Genomic DNA, 16,251 nt, shown 5'->3' on the forward strand with positions numbered 1-16,251 from the left:
CACCATTCCAATAATATACTGCTCAATTTAGGCATTGAAAACCTGAACGAAATGCAGGTTGCTGCCCAAGAAACCATTTTGAGCGACAACAATATTTTACTGCTTTCGCCAACAGGTTCCGGAAAAACACTGGCTTTCTTGTTGCCAATTTTCGAAATGTTGAAACCCGAAATCCTTTCCGTTCAATGTTTGATTCTCGTTCCTTCGCGCGAATTGGGGCTTCAAATTGAACAAGTTTGGAAAAAAATGGGAACTGATTACAAAGTAAATGTTTGCTACGGCGGACATTCCATCGAAACTGAAATCAAGAATCTAAGCAATCCACCAGCCGTTTTAATTGGAACCCCGGGGCGAATTGCCGACCATATTGACCGAGGAACCTTCCGTTTGGACAAAATTGAAACCTTGATTCTGGACGAATTTGACAAATCCCTTCAGTTAGGTTTTCACGAGCAAATGTCTTTCATTATTGGAAAATTATCCAAACTGAACAAAAGAGTCTTGGTTTCGGCAACTTCCGATATCGAAATTCCAAAATATACCCGAGTGGTCAATCCTACGATTTTGGATTTTATTCCAAATGAAGAAGAAGTGAGTAATTTGTCCACTAAAATGATTATTTCGAAAGAAAAAGACAAAATGGGAAGTTTGTTCAACCTGATTTGCTCGTTGAAATCGCAATCGGCCATCGTTTTTTGCAATCATAGAGATGCTGCCGAAAGAATCAGTGATACTTTGAACGAAAAAGGAATTTATGCCGTGTATTATCACGGAGGAATGGATCAAGACGAGCGGGAACGAGCTTTAATTCAGTTTAGGAACGGAAGCGTGAGTTATTTAATCACTACCGATTTGGCCGCCCGTGGACTCGATATTCCCGAAATGAAACACGTTATCCATTATCATTTACCTTTGAAAGAAGATGAATTCACGCATCGAAACGGTAGAACGGCGCGTATGCAAGCTTCCGGAACGGCTTATCTTATTGTAAACGAAAGCGAGAAAAAACTCGATTATGTCGATTATGGAATGGAAGTTTTAAAGGTGGAAAACGCAACCACTTTGCCCAAACCACCTGAATTTCAAACCATTTACATCAGTGGCGGAAAGAAAAACAAATTAAATAAAATTGATGTCATGGGTTTCTTTTCCCAAAAAGGAAAACTGGAAAAAGGGGATTTGGGGTTAATCGAAGTGAAGGATTTTATTTCATTCGCCGCCGTGAAATTCAACAAAGTGAAAGACTTGCTTCACAACATCAAAGACGAAAAAATGAAAGGCAAGAAATTCAAGATTGAAGTAGCCAGAAAGGTTATCAAGAAAGAAGAGGACTAGTGTTCAGTGAAAATGTCATAAAAAAAATCGTTAACAGTAAAAGTGTTAACGATTTTTTTATTTACAACAATAGCTGATTATTCTTTTTTCTGAATACTGAACACTAAATTTTCTTCACGTATTGCGTGATAATCACGATAGTTTGACCGTCAACACGTCCTTCGATATATTCGGCGTTTTCGTGGTCAAGTCTGATGTTGCGAACAGCAGTTCCTTGTTTGGCCACCATGCTCGAACCTTTTACTTTCAAATCTTTGATTAAAACCACGGAATCTCCCGTTTCCAGAATCACGCCGTTACTGTCGCGGTGAATCACTTTGTTTTCGTCTTCTTCGCCTTCGCCAGTCGCTTGCGCCCAAGCCAAATCGTCCTCGTCAAGATACATTTGCTCCAACAATTCTTGGTTGCCCAAACGGCTCAACATTCTCCAAGAAACAATTTGAACCGGAAGATGTTCGCTCCACATACTGTCATTCAAGCACCTCCACAGATTTACATCCATTTTTTCGGGATGCTCGATTTGGTCAATGAGGGTTGCATTGATTAAAACGCTCTCGTCAATTCCGCCTTTTCGTGTTGGAAGAATTTGATATACTTTTAAATCTTCGGTAAGGCCGGAAAGTTCACATTTTCCACCGCTACGTTTGATTAATTCTCTTTCTATGCTCATTTTTTTGTTTTGTTATTTTTTTTGGCGAAAGTAGGTTATAATAGTGTTTTTTACAAATTATATTATTTGACGCGTACAGCATTGGGAACCAATACTTCATATTCGCCATTGTGTCGAATCACGTCTCTTACAATACTGGAACTGATGAAAGATGTTTTTGCAGCGGTCAACAGAAACACGGTTTCAATTTTAGACATCCTTCTATTGGTATGCGCAATGGCTTTTTCGAACTCGAAATCGGCTGGATTTCGCAGTCCGCGGAGGATGAAATTGGCATTTATTTTTTTGCACAAATCAATCGTCAAGCCTTCGTAGGTAATCACGGAAATTTTGGGTTCATCTTTGAAAGTTTCTTCAATGAAGCGTTTTCTTTCCTCGAGTGAAAACATGTATTTTTTCTCGGCATTGACACCAATGGCGATTACAATCTCGTCAAACAAGGTAATTCCTCTTCTGATAATGTCTTCGTGGCCTAAAGTAATGGGGTCGAACGATCCCGGAAAAATGGCTTTTCTCATTTTGTTTTTAATTAATTTGTTTTTCAATTCTCCTATCTGGCACTATCCAGAGAATGGCAATTGCAATATAAAGGAATCCGGAAATCCAGGGCGAAACGAAAGCCAACGGAATGGCGGAAAGATAACAGAAATTTGATATTTTACCCTTGAAATCCTTTTCGACCGCACGATGCAAAACAGAATCTTTTCCTTCCAATTTTATGATTTTGTTTTGGAGTATGTTATAAGCTACGGCGCACATCAGCAAGACAAAACCATAAACACTCATCGGAACCGCCGAAAAATGATGTTCCCCAATCCAACTGGTGGCAAAGGGAATCAAGGACAGCCAAAAAAGCAAAAACAGGTTGCTCCACAAAATGGAACCGTTTACTCTTTTAACGACTTGCAACATATGGTGGTGGTTGTTCCAATAAATGCCCACGTAAACAAAGCTCAAAACATAACTCAGGAAAGCCGGAATCAGGTGTTTCAAGGATTCGAAGCTGTCGTCTTCCGGAGCTTTTATTTCCAATATCATTATCGTGATGATAATGGCCAATACGCCATCGCTGAAGGCTTCGAGTCTGCTTTTGTTCATAGAGTGATTTTAGTTTTGTAGCAATCTAACAATGCTATTCAATTTTATGTTACAGATGGTTTATTGTTTTTGTATTTTAGTTGGATCGAAGCCGTACACAAAATTGTTTAATTGTCCATTTGAACTTTCTAAACCTACAATATCCATTATCTCTTCAAAATAACTACAAACACGTTCTCTGTCTTCGGTATCCAAATTCAAATAAATATCCGTAAAACTTTCCAATCCAATTTTGATTTCATTTTGATATTCTTTTTCGGTTGGATTTTTTTCTTGAGCAATTTTTTTAAAACCTTCGGCAACTTTGTTTATTTTTTCATTTAATATTGGCCGCATTTTTTTATCAGCTATTCCGGGATAATGGATTGTATTGTCTTCAACGAATTTTTCTTTTGTTTTAAATTTTTCAAATTTATCCATAGCATTATTCGGCGTTTTCATTTGGTTTTGTCCGCAGGCATTTAATGATAAAATAGCGAGGATAAATAAGATAGTTCGTTTCATTATTTTAAATTGCCGGTAACTGCTGCGTATTAACAAAGTTAACGAAAGAATTAGTTAGTCTGATTAAATGCCTTGAAATCGACACAGATAAAATCAATCCGTTCAATCTGTGTCATCTGTGGACTAAAAGAGATTGAATTAAACCAAAGCTAATTCAATCGCATTGGTAAACAAATCTGTCAATGAAATTCCGGCCGCTTTGGCTTGTTGCGGAATCAAACTTTCGGTTGTCAATCCTGGAATAGTGTTCATTTCGAGCATATGCGGTTCCCCGTTGACAAAGATGAATTCGCTTCTGGAGAAACCTTTCATTTTCAATACTTCATAAGCTCGTTTGGCTGCTTCGCTTACTTTTCGAGTCATTTCTTCGGAAATTCTGGCAGGCGTGATTTCCTGTGATTTTCCTTGGTATTTGGCTTCATAGTCGAAGAAATCATTTTCCGAAACAATTTCGGTTATGGGCAAAACGGTTACTTTTCCTTGGTAATTGATGACACCAACAGAAACTTCGGTTCCATCCAAGAAACTTTCGATGATGATTTCGTTGTCTTCTTGGTAAGCCACTTCAATGGCGATGGGCAGTTCGGCTTCGGTTTTAACTTTGGAAATTCCAAAACTGGAACCCGATTTGTTCGGTTTCACGAAACAAGGCAAGCCCACTTTTTTCACGATTTTTTCAGTGTCGATGTATTCGCCTTTGTTCAAATAACAAGAAGTGGCGGTTTTGATTCCGTAAGGTTTCAAGACAGACAATAAATCACGTTTGTTGAACGTTAATCCTGCTTGGTAATAATCGCAGGAAGTTTGCGGCATTCCGATTAATTCGAAATAAGCCTGCATCAAGCCGTCTTCGCCCGGCGTGCCGTGAATGGCGTTGAAAACACAGTCGAAAGTAATTTTATTGCCGTTTACAGTTGTTGAAAAATCATTTTTGTCAATGGGAAATTCAGTTTGGTTATCGTCAACATAGACCCATTTTTCTTTGAATATGTGAATTCTAAATCCGTTATATTTTGTTTTGTCAAGAAATTGATGGACAACGTTTCCGCTGATTAAGGAAATTTTATATTCGCTTGAATATCCACCCATTATGATAGCAATGTTTTTCATTTTATACATTTAAATCGGTTATCGCTTAACCGATTGACCGATTAAACGTTTTCTAAACAAAATTAGAATTTTTTTTGGAACGAAATAGCTTTATCTTTGCGACTTATAAAAATATATTTATGAGTTTACGTAATTATCTTACCAGTCGCGTATTTTTTGGACAAGTATTTGTTGCCCTTGTCATTCTTGCCGTTTTAAGCTATTTATTCATGCATTGGCTGACTTTTACCACAGACCATGGTCACGAAATAACGGTACCCAATTTGGCCAAGTTGACCGAGGAACAAGTGGAGGACAAACTAGACGAGCTAGACTTGGATTATGTGCTTTTGGACAGTGTGGACTTTAATAGCGATTATCCAAAATACAGTGTGGTGGAACAAGATCCTTTGCCGGGTGCCAAAGTAAAAGAAGGCAGAAAAATATACATCAAGATAAATGCGTCTGGATTTTCGTCTGTGCGAATTCCGGATTTAATAGAAAAAACCTATCGTGAAGCTGTTCCAACATTGAAGGCTTTGGGACTTGAAGAAGGAACCATTACCTATATTCCGAATCTTGGAAAAGACATGGTGCTGGAAATGCGTTACAAAGGAAGAAACATCAAAGCAGGCGACCGAGTTTTGAAATCCTCCAAAATTGATTTGGTATTGGGCGACGGAAAGGAAAGTTATGTAGAAGAAGTGGACACTACGGCCACGCCAACAATAGAGGAATTACCAAATGAACAATAATAGTGACACTACGGAAGATTTAGAAGACGAATTATTTGAACATTATCGATTTGACGTTCCTAAAGGACAAGAGTTTTTGAGGATCGACAAGTATTTGATGAACATGATTCCAAATGCCACCCGCAACAAAATACAAAATGCGGCCACTTCAGGCGATATTTATGTGAATGATATTCCCGTAAAATCCAATTACAAGGTAAAACCTTTTGACGTGATACGCATTATGCTGTCGCATCCTCCATTTGAAAACAGGGTTGACCCCGAAGATATTCCGTTGAACATTGTTTATGAAGACGAAGCACTTTTGCTGGTCAATAAACCTCCAGGATTTGTGGTGCATCCCGGTCACGGCAATTATACGGGAACTTTGGTGAATGCCTTGGCTTTTCACTTCGAGAATTTGCCCATGAACAGCAGTGAACGTCCGGGATTGGTGCATCGAATTGACAAAGACACTTCGGGACTTTTAGTGATTGCCAAAACGGAAGCCGCAATGACGCATCTGGCCAAGCAATTTGAAGCCAAAACCACCGAAAGAGAATACATCGCAATGGTTTGGGGAAATGTAATTGCCGATGAAGGAACGATTGAAGGAAATATTGCCCGACACGTAAAAGACCGCATGCAAATGGCTGTTTTTGCCGATCCTGAAATAGGAAAACCTGCCGTGACACATTATAAAGTGTTGGAACGTTTTGGTTACGTGACTTTGGTTTCCTGCATTCTGGAAACAGGAAGAACACACCAGATTCGAGTACACATGAAACACATTGGTCATCCCCTTTTTAACGATGCCCGATATGGCGGCGATTTAATTTTGAAAGGAACCACGTTTACCAAATACAAACAATTCATCGAAAACTGTTTCAAGGCTTTGCCAAGGCAAGCTTTGCACGCCAAAACACTTGGTTTTATGCATCCAAAAACAGGAGAAATGATGCGTTTTGACACGGAATTACCTCAGGATTTCCAGGATTGCATCGAAAAATGGAGAGGCTATTCGAAAACACATTCTAGCGAGGAGGAAGAATAGTAGTTGAGATTTAATGATAAAAGCAATTCCTGATTTTTGATTAACGATTGCTGGTTTCAGATGTCGCGTCGGGGGAAATAATTTACATTATTCGAATCTCTAATCCGGAAACACAAACTCATTCAGGGTAAAATCCAAAACATCTGATTTTACGGCGGTGCGAATGATTTCGTCGATGCCTTTTTCGAGCAATAATGGCGTGGTGTATTTTCGGCTGGTGGCAATTACGGTTTCTTCGAGCATCATCTTGAAAAAATATTTCCCGTTGGCTGCCTTGGCTTTTACGTAAGTGTATTTTTCGATGTTGGTTTTTATGGCTTCTATGCTTTCTTCGCACTCCATCTTGAGTTCCAGGGAAGGACTGGTGAAAATAGTTTTCCCTTTTCGGGACGTGAATACAAATTTATAACGATCATCAAATCGTTTGCTGATAACGAATGTTCCCATAATTTACTGTTGATTGAATAGCACGCGGATATTGCGGACAATACGGATTTCTGCTTTTTTTGTTTTGGAAAGTGAAAAATAATCTACTCGTTCATTTCGTCGTAACGCACTGGAACTTGAGGGTCATAAAGCGGGCATTTGAATTCTTCCAAAGTGTCGGCGAGCAAATTCATCGTTTTTCCTTCGGTGCCGTAACAATCAATTTGGATGCTTTGTGGCGTGGTTTTAACGTGAAAAGCGCCTTTTCCTTTAGTGTTTTTCCAACTGTTTTCATCCACTTTTTCCCAAGTTGAAAACACGGAATTAATACGATTCAAAATGACTTGCACTGGAAGTATTTCGAGTCCTTCGACTTCTTGTTGTTCGACCAAGGCTTCGTAAACCAAATGATGGTTGAGATAGATTCCGTCTTGATATTGCCAAAAAAGTAGTTCGTACATAATTATTTTTTTTGCCACAGATTACACAGATTTTCACAGATTAAAAAAAATATAGATTTATTAGAATCCGTTTTTATCCGTGTCTTTGCCTTTGCAAATCCGTTTTCATCTGTGTTCCATAAATCTAATACTCGAAAGTACCGTATTCGCTGGTAATAGTCAGTTTTTTGGTATCGGCTGCCTCTACTCTACCCACGATTTGCGCGTTGACATTGAATGATTTTGAAATCGCGATAATGTCTTGGGCAACGGCTTCGGGAACGTAAATTTCCATTCGATGACCGCAATTGAAAACTTGGTACATTTCTTTCCAATCGGTTTTGGATTGCTCTTGAATCAATTGGAACAAAGGTGGAACCGGAAATAAATTGTCTTTGATAATATGCAAATTGTTCACGAAATGTAAAATCTTGGTTTGCGCTCCTCCACTGCAATGCACCATTCCGTGAATTTCATTGGACGAATATTTATCCAAGATTTTCTTGATAATTGGTGCGTAAGTTCTTGTTGGTGAAAGCACTAATTGTCCCGCATCGATTGGGGAATTTTCGACAGCATCGGTCAATTTTACCTTACCGGAATAAATCAATTCCTCGGGAACGGCGGCATCGTAACTTTCTGGATATTTGGTGGCCAAATATTTTCCAAAAACATCGTGACGCGCCGAGGTCAATCCGTTGCTTCCCATTCCTCCATTATAGCTTTTCTCGTAAGTCGCCTGACCGAAAGATTCCAATCCCACGATTACGTCGCCAGCTTTGATGTTGGCATTATCAATCACTTTGGAACGTTTCATTCGAGCGGTAACCGTTGAATCTACGATGATGGTGCGAACGATATCGCCCACATCAGCGGTTTCTCCACCTGTTGAATGTATCGTCACTCCGAAAGAATCCAATTCTTTGATTAACTCTTCGGTTCCGTTGATGATGGCTGAAATGACTTCGGCAGGAATCAGGTTTTTGTTTCTTCCAATGGTGGATGAAAGCAAAATATTGTCGGTGGCACCCACACACAACAAATCATCGATATTCATGATCAAGGCATCTTGTGCAATGCCTTTCCAAACGGAAATATCACCAGTTTCTTTCCAATACATATACGCCAAAGACGATTTGGTTCCTGCGCCATCGGCATGCATGATGAGGCAATAATCTGCATCATTGGTCAAATAATCAGGGACAATTTTGCAAAATGCTTGAGGAAATAATCCTTTGTCAATATTTTTTATGGCGTTGTGCACATCTTCTTTAGATGCTGAAACGCCTCTTTGTGCGTAACGTTTGCTGGAATCTGGACTCATTTTATTGTTGTGTGGTTGTGCGGCAAATATAAATATTTTTTTGGGTTCCACCTATTGGGTTTTGCATGGGTTTCAGGAATTTTATGTTGAATCCCCAAAGGGAAAAATTATTTTATTATATTTGATGTATCCATCTGAAATAAAGACGATTACAATAATCCGAAATACCCAATAATCTTTAGTCATTATGATAGTGGAAACCAGCCACCACTTTAAAAAACGGGGCACAACCGAAAAGCCACAGGAGTAGGAAAATAAAAACCATAAAAGATGCCTAAGTACGTAATTGAAAGAGAGATTCCAGACGCAGGAAAACTTAGTCCGGAACAATTGAAAGCCATTTCACAAACTTCTTGTGGAGTATTAAACAAAATGGGTTCTGAAATCCAGTGGGTTCACAGCTATGTGACAAATGACAAAATCTATTGCATTTACAATGCACCAAATGAAGACATGATTCGCGAACATGCTAAACAAGGTGGCTTTCCGGCCAATTCAATTAACCAAATTTCCACAATCATTGACCCTGTAACCGCTGAATGATTTGGTCAGACCATAAAAAAAAGCCTATCCAAAACTGGACAGGCATTTTTAATGAATAGTAGCTTATTTTTTTTATTTTGTTAGCAGTAATTCTCTGTATTTGGTCAAAGTCCAGTACTCATTATCTACCAATAACTCTAATTTATCACAGTGATTTCTGATTTCTTCGAAAAATGGTTTTACTTTATTGCAATAAGCTTCAGCCATTTCTTGCGCATCAGTCAATACATTGGCTTTCTTTCTTGCGTCAGTCATTTGATACACTTTAGAATTGATTCCTTCGATATGACCGGAGATTTCTTTGATAAGATTAATTTGCTCATTGGCCAGCGTTTTGAAATCGTCTCCAAAAATATCTTTCAATCCTTTTACGTTTTCAATCAAGGTATTTTGGTAACGAATGGCAGTAGGAATTACGTGATTTTTTGAAATATCACCTAGAACTCTACCTTCGATTTGGATTTTCTTGGTATACTCTTCCAATTCAATTTCGTAACGTGCTTCCACTTCAATGTGGTTCATGATTCCCAATTCAGAAAACAAATCCAAAGCTTGTTTAGATGCTCTTGCTTTTAAAGCTTCAGGAGTAGTTTTGAAGTTACTCAAACCTCTTTTTGCTGCCTCGATTTCCCATGCTTCGCTATAACCGTCTCCTTCGAAAAGGATTTTTTTGGATTGTTTGATATACTCTCTCAATACATTGAAGATGGCATCGTCTTTCTTCATGTCTTTGGTTTCGATCAAGGCATCCACTTCAATTTTGAAATTTCTTAATTGTTTTGCAACAATGGCATTCAAAGTAGTCATTGCATTGGAACAGTTTGCAGATGATCCTACGGCTCTGAACTCAAATTTATTTCCTGTAAAAGCAAATGGAGAAGTTCTGTTTCTGTCAGTGTTGTCTAAAAGTACGTCTGGAATTTTACCAACTACGTTTAATTTTAAATCTGTTTTTTCTTCAGGAGATAATTTTCCAGCTGGAACACCTTCTAATTCTGCCAAAACTTTGGTCAATTGTTCCCCAATAAATACGGAAATAATGGCTGGTGGCGCTTCGTTGGCTCCAAGTCTATGGTCATTACTTGCAGTTGCAATGGAAGCTCTCAATAAAGATTCATTATCGTTAACCGCTTTGATGGTATTGATGAAGAAAGTCAAAAATTGTAAATTGCTCATTGGCGTTTTACTTGGACTCAACAAGTTAACCCCAGTATCTGTGGCTAATGACCAGTTGTTGTGCTTTCCAGAACCATTTACGCCTTTGAAAGGTTTTTCATGGAACAATACTTTAAGGTCGTGACGTTCAGCCACTTTTTCCATTACATCCATCAACAAACAGTTGTGATCTACTGCCAAGTTTGTTTCTTCGAAAATAGGAGCCAACTCAAATTGGTTTGGTGCTACTTCGTTGTGGCGTGTTTTTACCGGTATTCCCAACAACATGCATTCTTGCTCTAAATCTCTCATGTAAGTTAAAGCACGAGTTGGAATTGAACCAAAATAATGGTCGTCTAATTGTTGTCCTTTTGCAGAAGTGTGTCCTAATAAAGTTCTTCCTGTCATGACAAGGTCAGGACGAGAATTAGCCAACGATCTGTCTATCAAAAAGTATTCTTGTTCCCATCCTAAAGTGGCCGTTACTTTTTTAACATTTTTGTCAAAGTATTTGCAAACTTCGGTAGCGGCATCATCCATTACGGACAAAGCTCTTAACAAAGGAATTTTATTGTCCAATGCTTCTCCTGTGTACGAAATAAAAACGGTTGGAATACACAATGTGGTTCCGTATATAAATGCTGGAGATGTTGGATCCCAAGCGGTATACCCTCTAGCTTCAAATGTATTTCTAATTCCTCCATTAGGAAAACTGGAAGCATCTGGCTCTTGTTGAACCAATTGTGCTCCACCAAATTTTTCTACTGGATCGCTACCGTCATATGACGTTTCGAAGAAAGCATCATGTTTCTCGGCAGTTGTTCCTGTCAATGGTTGAAACCAGTGTGTATAATGGGTTACACCTTTGGACAAAGCCCACTCTTTCATCCCCATTGCAATATAATCGGCTAATTTTCTGTCTATTTTAGTTCCATGCTGAACAGCACCTTGCACTCCTTTAAAAGCGTCTGAAGTCAAATATTGCTTCATTGCTTTTTCATTAAACACATTTGAGCCAAAAATCGTTGATTTTCTATCTGATTCTTCAAATTTAACTGGCTTTCTAGTCGATGCTTCTCTCAAAGCTTGAAAACGTAATGTTGACATAAAAATTTATTTTTTTAAATTAAACCCCTGCTATTTTTGATGCAAAGATAAATTAATTTATTGTTTCACTATAAATTACCCATTAAATTTACGGGTAAAGTATGCAAAATTATGAAATTGTCAATATTCACTTTGAAATATTAATAACATAGTAATTTTTTATCGTTTTTTTTTTAAACTGATATTTTAAGAAAATAATTAAATTGAAAATCAAGGAGATTGGATAACTTTATTAAAAAAAACCTAAGAATTATAACATCAAAAACTATATTTGCATCTCTTTAAACAATACGATTTATGATTGTCTGGATATCATTTTTAGTGGCAATATTGATTTTTCTTGCTCTCGATTTGGGTGTTTTCAATAAAACGCCACACATTATTAGTTCTAAAGAAGCAGGAAAATGGACTGGCATATTTGTAACAATATCTTTTCTGTTTTCAGGAGTTATTTATTGGCTGTATGGCAATAATTACATTGCAAATCCAGATGCATTGAAACCCGTTGATGCATCTATAAAATTCATTACCGGTTATTTGATAGAATTATCGCTCAGCGTCGATAACATATTTGTCATCGCCATCATTTTTTCTTCCTTTAGAATTCCGCAAAAATACCAACATCGTGTTTTGTTTTGGGGAATTTTGGGCGCTATAGTCTTTAGGGGTTTAATGATTTATTTCGGCGTTCTGCTCATCAATAAATTTAGCTGGACGACTTATATTTTTGGACTTTTCTTGATTTTTACCGCTTTAAAAATGTTGTTTACCGGAGACGACGACAAATTCGAACCTAGAAAATCTTTTGTTTATAAATCATTACGAAAAATAATCCCTGTTACAAGTCACATCGAAGGAGAACATTTCTTTGTCAAAAAAAGACATATAACAGCTGCAACCCCACTATTTGTTGCATTAGTGGTCATCGAAGTAATGGATGTCGTATTTGCCATTGACAGTGTTCCTGCAATTTTGGCCATAACGAGCGATCCATTTTTAGTTTTCAGTTCCAATATTTTTGCCATTTTGGGATTGCGTTCCATGTATTTCTTTTTAGCCCACATGCTAAACAGATTTGCCCATCTAGAATACAGCCTTATCGCTATTTTAACTTTTGTCGGTCTTAAAATGCTCCTGCATGATTACATCAAATTACCGGAATGGGTATCATTGACTTTCATTGCCGTTTCGCTTTTGGTTGGCATTCTGGTGTCTTTAAAAATGAGCAAAGACGAAGTTTCAGTGGAGAATTAACGCTGTAACTTTTATTCATAAAAAAAGGAAATCTAGCGATTTCCTTTTTTTATGAATAAACTTCTTCTTTTTTTAGAAATTAATCTTCTGGATTTGACTTTCGTTTATGTTTAAAGCGGAAATGACCGCTGCATAATTACTGGTATCAAACGAAGCGGAAAAACTTCCAGGAACAATCACTATTCTAAAAGTTTGGTTGTTTAAATACTGTGGTGTCAATGACAAATCATAATTGCCGCCAGCATAAATGGTAAAATCTTCTTTGCTAAAATCAAAGTCGTAATCAAGTTCTCCTTGATTTAAAAAGAGTGTTCTAGGGATAAGTTGCCAAACTGGAGTATTGGAATCAATAGTTCCCGACAATCTATAAATTAAAACTACATCCGATGCATAAATATTGGGTGTAAACTTTTGATAAATGGTATAACCATCAGTTGCATTGTAAGCAAAATTGATGTTTTTAAGTTCAAAAACTTCTGCTATTGTATCATTATCCACATAATTTGTATCTGTTGTAGTGGTACAACTTTGCACACTAAACATTCCTACTACGGCCAAAAGTGTAATTATTTTTTTCATAATTTATTGTTTTTTATGGTTCATTATGCTCTGTTCCAAAAACCAAACCAAAATAATATTTTTTGGTAAATTTATAGAAAAATAAATTGAATAAGACGTACAACCTAGAAAAACAAACTTGAATTATACTTGATAATGCTGGGCTGAAAGCCCTAAAACTGGTTTACGAAAAAACATTTTATTTTTAATAAAAAAACTCGAAAGAATCAATTTCGAAAATGAAAGACTCCCAAAGTTGATAAATTACACTTGGAAATATTGAATGGACGACAAATCAACTTAAAATACTTTAAAGAAATCTTTTATAATTTGCCTTTTGGCAAAAATCAAGTGACCAAATCGAATCCGCCTTCTAAATTTTTCTGGTTTACCAAAAAAATAAAAATAAAAAAACAAGATAAAACCCATATTATCTGTTACTTACAATCAAAATTTCAATTCGTCAAAACAACCAAAAAGCTATTTTAGGACATAGATTCTGTACATCTTTTCGGAATAATTATATCTTTTTTGTGTATTTCATCGATTTTTTTATGTATTTTATCGATAAAACAAAAACGACTTCATAAATTTGACAAAAAATTAATCACTTGACTTTTAAATACTTATGAAAAAAATAATAACAGCTGCCCTATTGGTAATCTGTACTGTTTCATCTTCTCAAAATGTAAATTCTTTCTGGAAATCATCCTCCAAAAGCAGTAATTCTAAAAGCATAAACAAGACCAATCTACCATTAAAACATTTGCTTGATTTAGATTTAAACTCCTTAAAAATCAAGTTAGCCTCCTCTCCAAAAAGGAATGCTTCCAATATCATTTCAAACACTGTAATTTCTATCCCTGACAGCAATGGACACTTGGAGAATTTCAGGGTTTACGAAAACTCCGTAATGACACCTGAATTGGCTGAAAAGTATCCCGAAATTAAATCTTATGTAGCCATTGGCATTGATAATCCGGGCGCCAGGGCTTATTTGAGCAGCTCCCCGTTGGGTTTCAAATCAATGACGTTGTATCCAGATCAATCGGCTGTGTTCATCGAACCCGTAACTTCTGATTTGAACACGTATACCATTTATAAAAAATCGGACAAAGAAGAATCCTTGGACAAATTTGAATGCAGTGTTATCGACATTGCGGTTAACAACATCCATAAAACAAAGAAAAACAGCACACTTGCCAGAGGCGCAGATGACGCCAAGTTAAGAACATTCCGACTGGCTATATCTTGTACGGCAGAATATGCTGCCTTATTTGGAGGAACTAAAGCTTTGGCTTTGGCCGGCATAAACAACACTATTACCAGAATCAACGGAGTTTTCGAAAAAGACTTTGGTGTACGACTCATACTTGTCGCTAATAATGATGCTGTAATCTATACGGACCCTTTAACCGATCCTTATTCAGATTCTGCCAGTAAATCCAATTGGAGAACTGAAGTTAAATCAAATCTAAACACCGTAATAGGCTTGGCCAACTATGATATCGGACATTTATTCGGGGCTAATTCATTGAATGTCAATAGCGGTGATGCAGGTTGCATCGGTTGTATTTGCAGCGATTTCAATAAAGGAGCCGGTTACACCTGTGCCTCCCCAAAAAATTTTAGCGGAGATACTTTTGACATAGACTTTGTAGCCCACGAAATAGGACACCAATTAGGTGCTAATCATACCTATTCATATGTTACCGAAAGTGCATCAGGAGCACAAATGGAACCTGGAAGCGGCTCTACCATCATGAGTTATGCTGGCTCAACTTCCAAAGATGTTCAAAATTTTAGTGACGCCTATTTTCACGCTATTAGCATCCAACAAGTTACGGACAATGTTAAAAGTAAAACCTGTGCCACTCTTGTTGCCACAGGTAATGCAACTCCTGTTGTCAATGCAGGATTGGATTACACAATTCCAAAAGGAACCCCTTTTATGTTGACTGGATCTGCTGTAGATTACAATACAGATGATTTGCTGACTTATACTTGGGAAGAAATGGATCTAGGAAATGCCACCACTACTGTACCAAGTGCTTTAGCGACCGCTGGACCTCTTTTTAGGTCTTATTCCCCCAGCACTTCTCCTGTCAGATATTTTCCAAACATGACAACTGTATTGACAGGCTCAGTGACGACATCAGGCACGGAAATCCCTGTTGAAGTATTACCCAACGTTGCCAGAATTTTGAACTTCAGATTAACCGTTCGTGACAATAGAGCGGGTGGTTCAGCCAATAATACTGACGACATGGCCATAACCGTGGATGGCAACTCCGGGCCATTTACCGTTGATTCCCAAAACAGCGCTATTTCCTATGCTGCTGGAACAACTCAAACCATCAACTGGACAGTAGCCGGGACTAACGCCAATGGAGTGAACTGCGCTACTGTGGACATTTTATTGTCTACAGATGGAGGAAAAACTTTTCCAATCAGCTTGCTCTCTGGAACGCCAAATAATGGCTCTGCCAATGTTGTAATTCCAAATAAAACAGGAACTACGAACAGAATTATGGTTAAGGGAACCAATCAAATTTTCTTTGATGTAAACAACCTGAACTTTACCATTACAGGTCTTGTTGCCACGGATTCCATAATCCCAACAACTCCAACTCTTTCTACTTCAGGAACAACCTCTTCCAATACTAATTTGTCTTGGACATCGGCTACTGACAATGTAGGAGTTACGGGCTACAACGTGTACCAAAATGGAATATTGAAAACAACTACTACCGCTACTTCGTTGACCACATCAGGTTTATCGAGTGCAACGGCTTACAGCTTTTATGTAGTGGCTAAAGATGCTGCAGGAAATTTGTCTGCCAAAAGCAACACGATGAATATAACTACGCTTGCTGCATCAGATACTACAGCGCCAATAGCTTCAACGCTATCCGCTTCAAACACAACTATTTCAAGCACTAACTTATCTTGGACATCGG

16 protein-coding genes are annotated in these 16,251 nt (G+C 37.7%); 6 read left to right on the forward strand and 10 right to left on the reverse strand.

All coding sequences use genetic code 11. The features are described 5' to 3' along the window. Positions 1-1,335, forward strand: a 1,335-nt coding sequence (locus C0430_RS04855; protein ID WP_290866058.1) for a DEAD/DEAH box helicase, incomplete at its 5' end; no start/stop codon positions are given. A gap of 103 nt (positions 1,336-1,438) precedes the next feature. Here C0430_RS04855 and C0430_RS04860 read toward each other — a convergent pair. The 5 genes from C0430_RS04860 to C0430_RS04880 form a co-directional block, all read right to left on the reverse strand. Next, positions 1,439-2,005: an alkylphosphonate utilization protein gene (locus tag C0430_RS04860; protein ID WP_290866060.1), complete on the reverse strand. Its 567-nt coding sequence runs from the start codon at positions 2,003-2,005 to the stop codon at positions 1,439-1,441. Between the two features lie 62 nt (positions 2,006-2,067). Further along, positions 2,068-2,523 carry a pantetheine-phosphate adenylyltransferase gene (gene coaD / locus C0430_RS04865; protein WP_290866062.1) on the reverse strand — a complete coding sequence of 152 codons (456 nt, stop codon included), beginning with the start codon at positions 2,521-2,523 and terminating at the stop codon, positions 2,068-2,070. Positions 2,524-2,530: 7 nt separating this feature from the next. Continuing rightward, positions 2,531-3,103: a TMEM175 family protein gene (locus C0430_RS04870; RefSeq protein ID WP_290866064.1), complete on the reverse strand. Its 573-nt coding sequence runs from the start codon at positions 3,101-3,103 to the stop codon at positions 2,531-2,533. 60 nt (positions 3,104-3,163) lie between these two features. After that, entirely contained in the window at positions 3,164-3,607 is a 444-nt protein-coding gene (locus C0430_RS04875) for a DUF4844 domain-containing protein (protein WP_290866066.1), read from the reverse strand. A 138-nt stretch (positions 3,608-3,745) separates the two neighbouring features. Then, positions 3,746-4,717: a D-alanine--D-alanine ligase gene (locus C0430_RS04880; RefSeq protein WP_290866068.1), complete on the reverse strand. Its 972-nt coding sequence runs from the start codon at positions 4,715-4,717 to the stop codon at positions 3,746-3,748. 119 nt (positions 4,718-4,836) lie between these two features. Here C0430_RS04880 and C0430_RS04885 point away from each other — a divergent pair, with 119 nt between their 5' ends. Together C0430_RS04885 and C0430_RS04890 are read left to right on the forward strand one after the other, a co-directional pair. Beyond that, positions 4,837-5,451 (forward strand): PASTA domain-containing protein, encoded by a 615-nt coding sequence (locus C0430_RS04885; RefSeq protein ID WP_290866070.1) that lies wholly within the window; start codon positions 4,837-4,839, stop codon positions 5,449-5,451. After that, positions 5,441-6,484 carry an RluA family pseudouridine synthase gene (locus C0430_RS04890; RefSeq protein WP_290866072.1) on the forward strand — a complete coding sequence of 348 codons (1,044 nt, stop codon included), beginning with the start codon at positions 5,441-5,443 and terminating at the stop codon, positions 6,482-6,484. Before C0430_RS04885 ends, C0430_RS04890 begins: the two co-directional genes overlap by 11 nt. 99 nt (positions 6,485-6,583) lie before the next feature. Here C0430_RS04890 and C0430_RS04895 read toward each other — a convergent pair whose 3' ends face one another. The 3 genes from C0430_RS04895 to C0430_RS04905 all read right to left on the reverse strand — a co-directional run bounded on the left by C0430_RS04895 (position 6,584) and on the right by C0430_RS04905 (position 8,674). Then, entirely contained in the window at positions 6,584-6,931 is a 348-nt protein-coding gene (locus tag C0430_RS04895; protein ID WP_290866074.1) for a DUF1508 domain-containing protein, read from the reverse strand. Between the two features lie 83 nt (positions 6,932-7,014). Next, a complete protein-coding gene (locus C0430_RS04900; protein ID WP_290866076.1) occupies positions 7,015-7,371 on the reverse strand; it encodes a hypothetical protein in 357 nt (118 codons plus the stop codon). Positions 7,372-7,495: 124 nt separating this feature from the next. Next, entirely contained in the window at positions 7,496-8,674 is a 1,179-nt protein-coding gene (locus C0430_RS04905; protein ID WP_290866088.1) for an AIR synthase related protein, read from the reverse strand. A gap of 270 nt (positions 8,675-8,944) precedes the next feature. On the opposite strand from C0430_RS04905, the gene C0430_RS04910 reads away from it, so the two are divergent. Next, entirely contained in the window at positions 8,945-9,217 is a 273-nt protein-coding gene (locus tag C0430_RS04910) for a DUF4242 domain-containing protein (protein ID WP_290866078.1), read from the forward strand. Between the two features lie 72 nt (positions 9,218-9,289). Here C0430_RS04910 and C0430_RS04915 read toward each other — a convergent pair whose 3' ends face one another. Then, complete coding sequence (locus C0430_RS04915; RefSeq protein ID WP_290866080.1) at positions 9,290-11,479, reverse strand: glutamine synthetase III; 2,190 nt, start codon at positions 11,477-11,479, stop codon at positions 9,290-9,292. Positions 11,480-11,776: 297 nt separating this feature from the next. Between C0430_RS04915 and C0430_RS04920 the strand changes: the two genes are divergently transcribed. Continuing rightward, the gene (locus C0430_RS04920) at positions 11,777-12,733 is read left to right on the forward strand and encodes a TerC family protein (protein WP_290866082.1); all 957 of its coding nucleotides are present in this window, start codon (positions 11,777-11,779) and stop codon (positions 12,731-12,733) included. Between the two features lie 72 nt (positions 12,734-12,805). On the opposite strand, the gene C0430_RS04925 is transcribed toward C0430_RS04920, so the two are convergent. After that, on the reverse strand, positions 12,806-13,312 hold the full coding sequence (locus tag C0430_RS04925) for a hypothetical protein (RefSeq protein ID WP_290866084.1): 507 nt from the start codon (positions 13,310-13,312) through the stop codon (positions 12,806-12,808). Positions 13,313-13,919: 607 nt separating this feature from the next. Between C0430_RS04925 and C0430_RS04930 the strand changes: the two genes are divergently transcribed. Further along, positions 13,920-16,251, forward strand: a 2,332-nt coding sequence (locus C0430_RS04930) for a reprolysin-like metallopeptidase (protein ID WP_290866086.1), incomplete at its 3' end; no start/stop codon positions are given.

Origin of the sequence: Flavobacterium sp. (assembly GCF_013823965.1) — a bacterium.
GTDB lineage: Bacteria > Bacteroidota > Bacteroidia > Flavobacteriales > Flavobacteriaceae > Flavobacterium.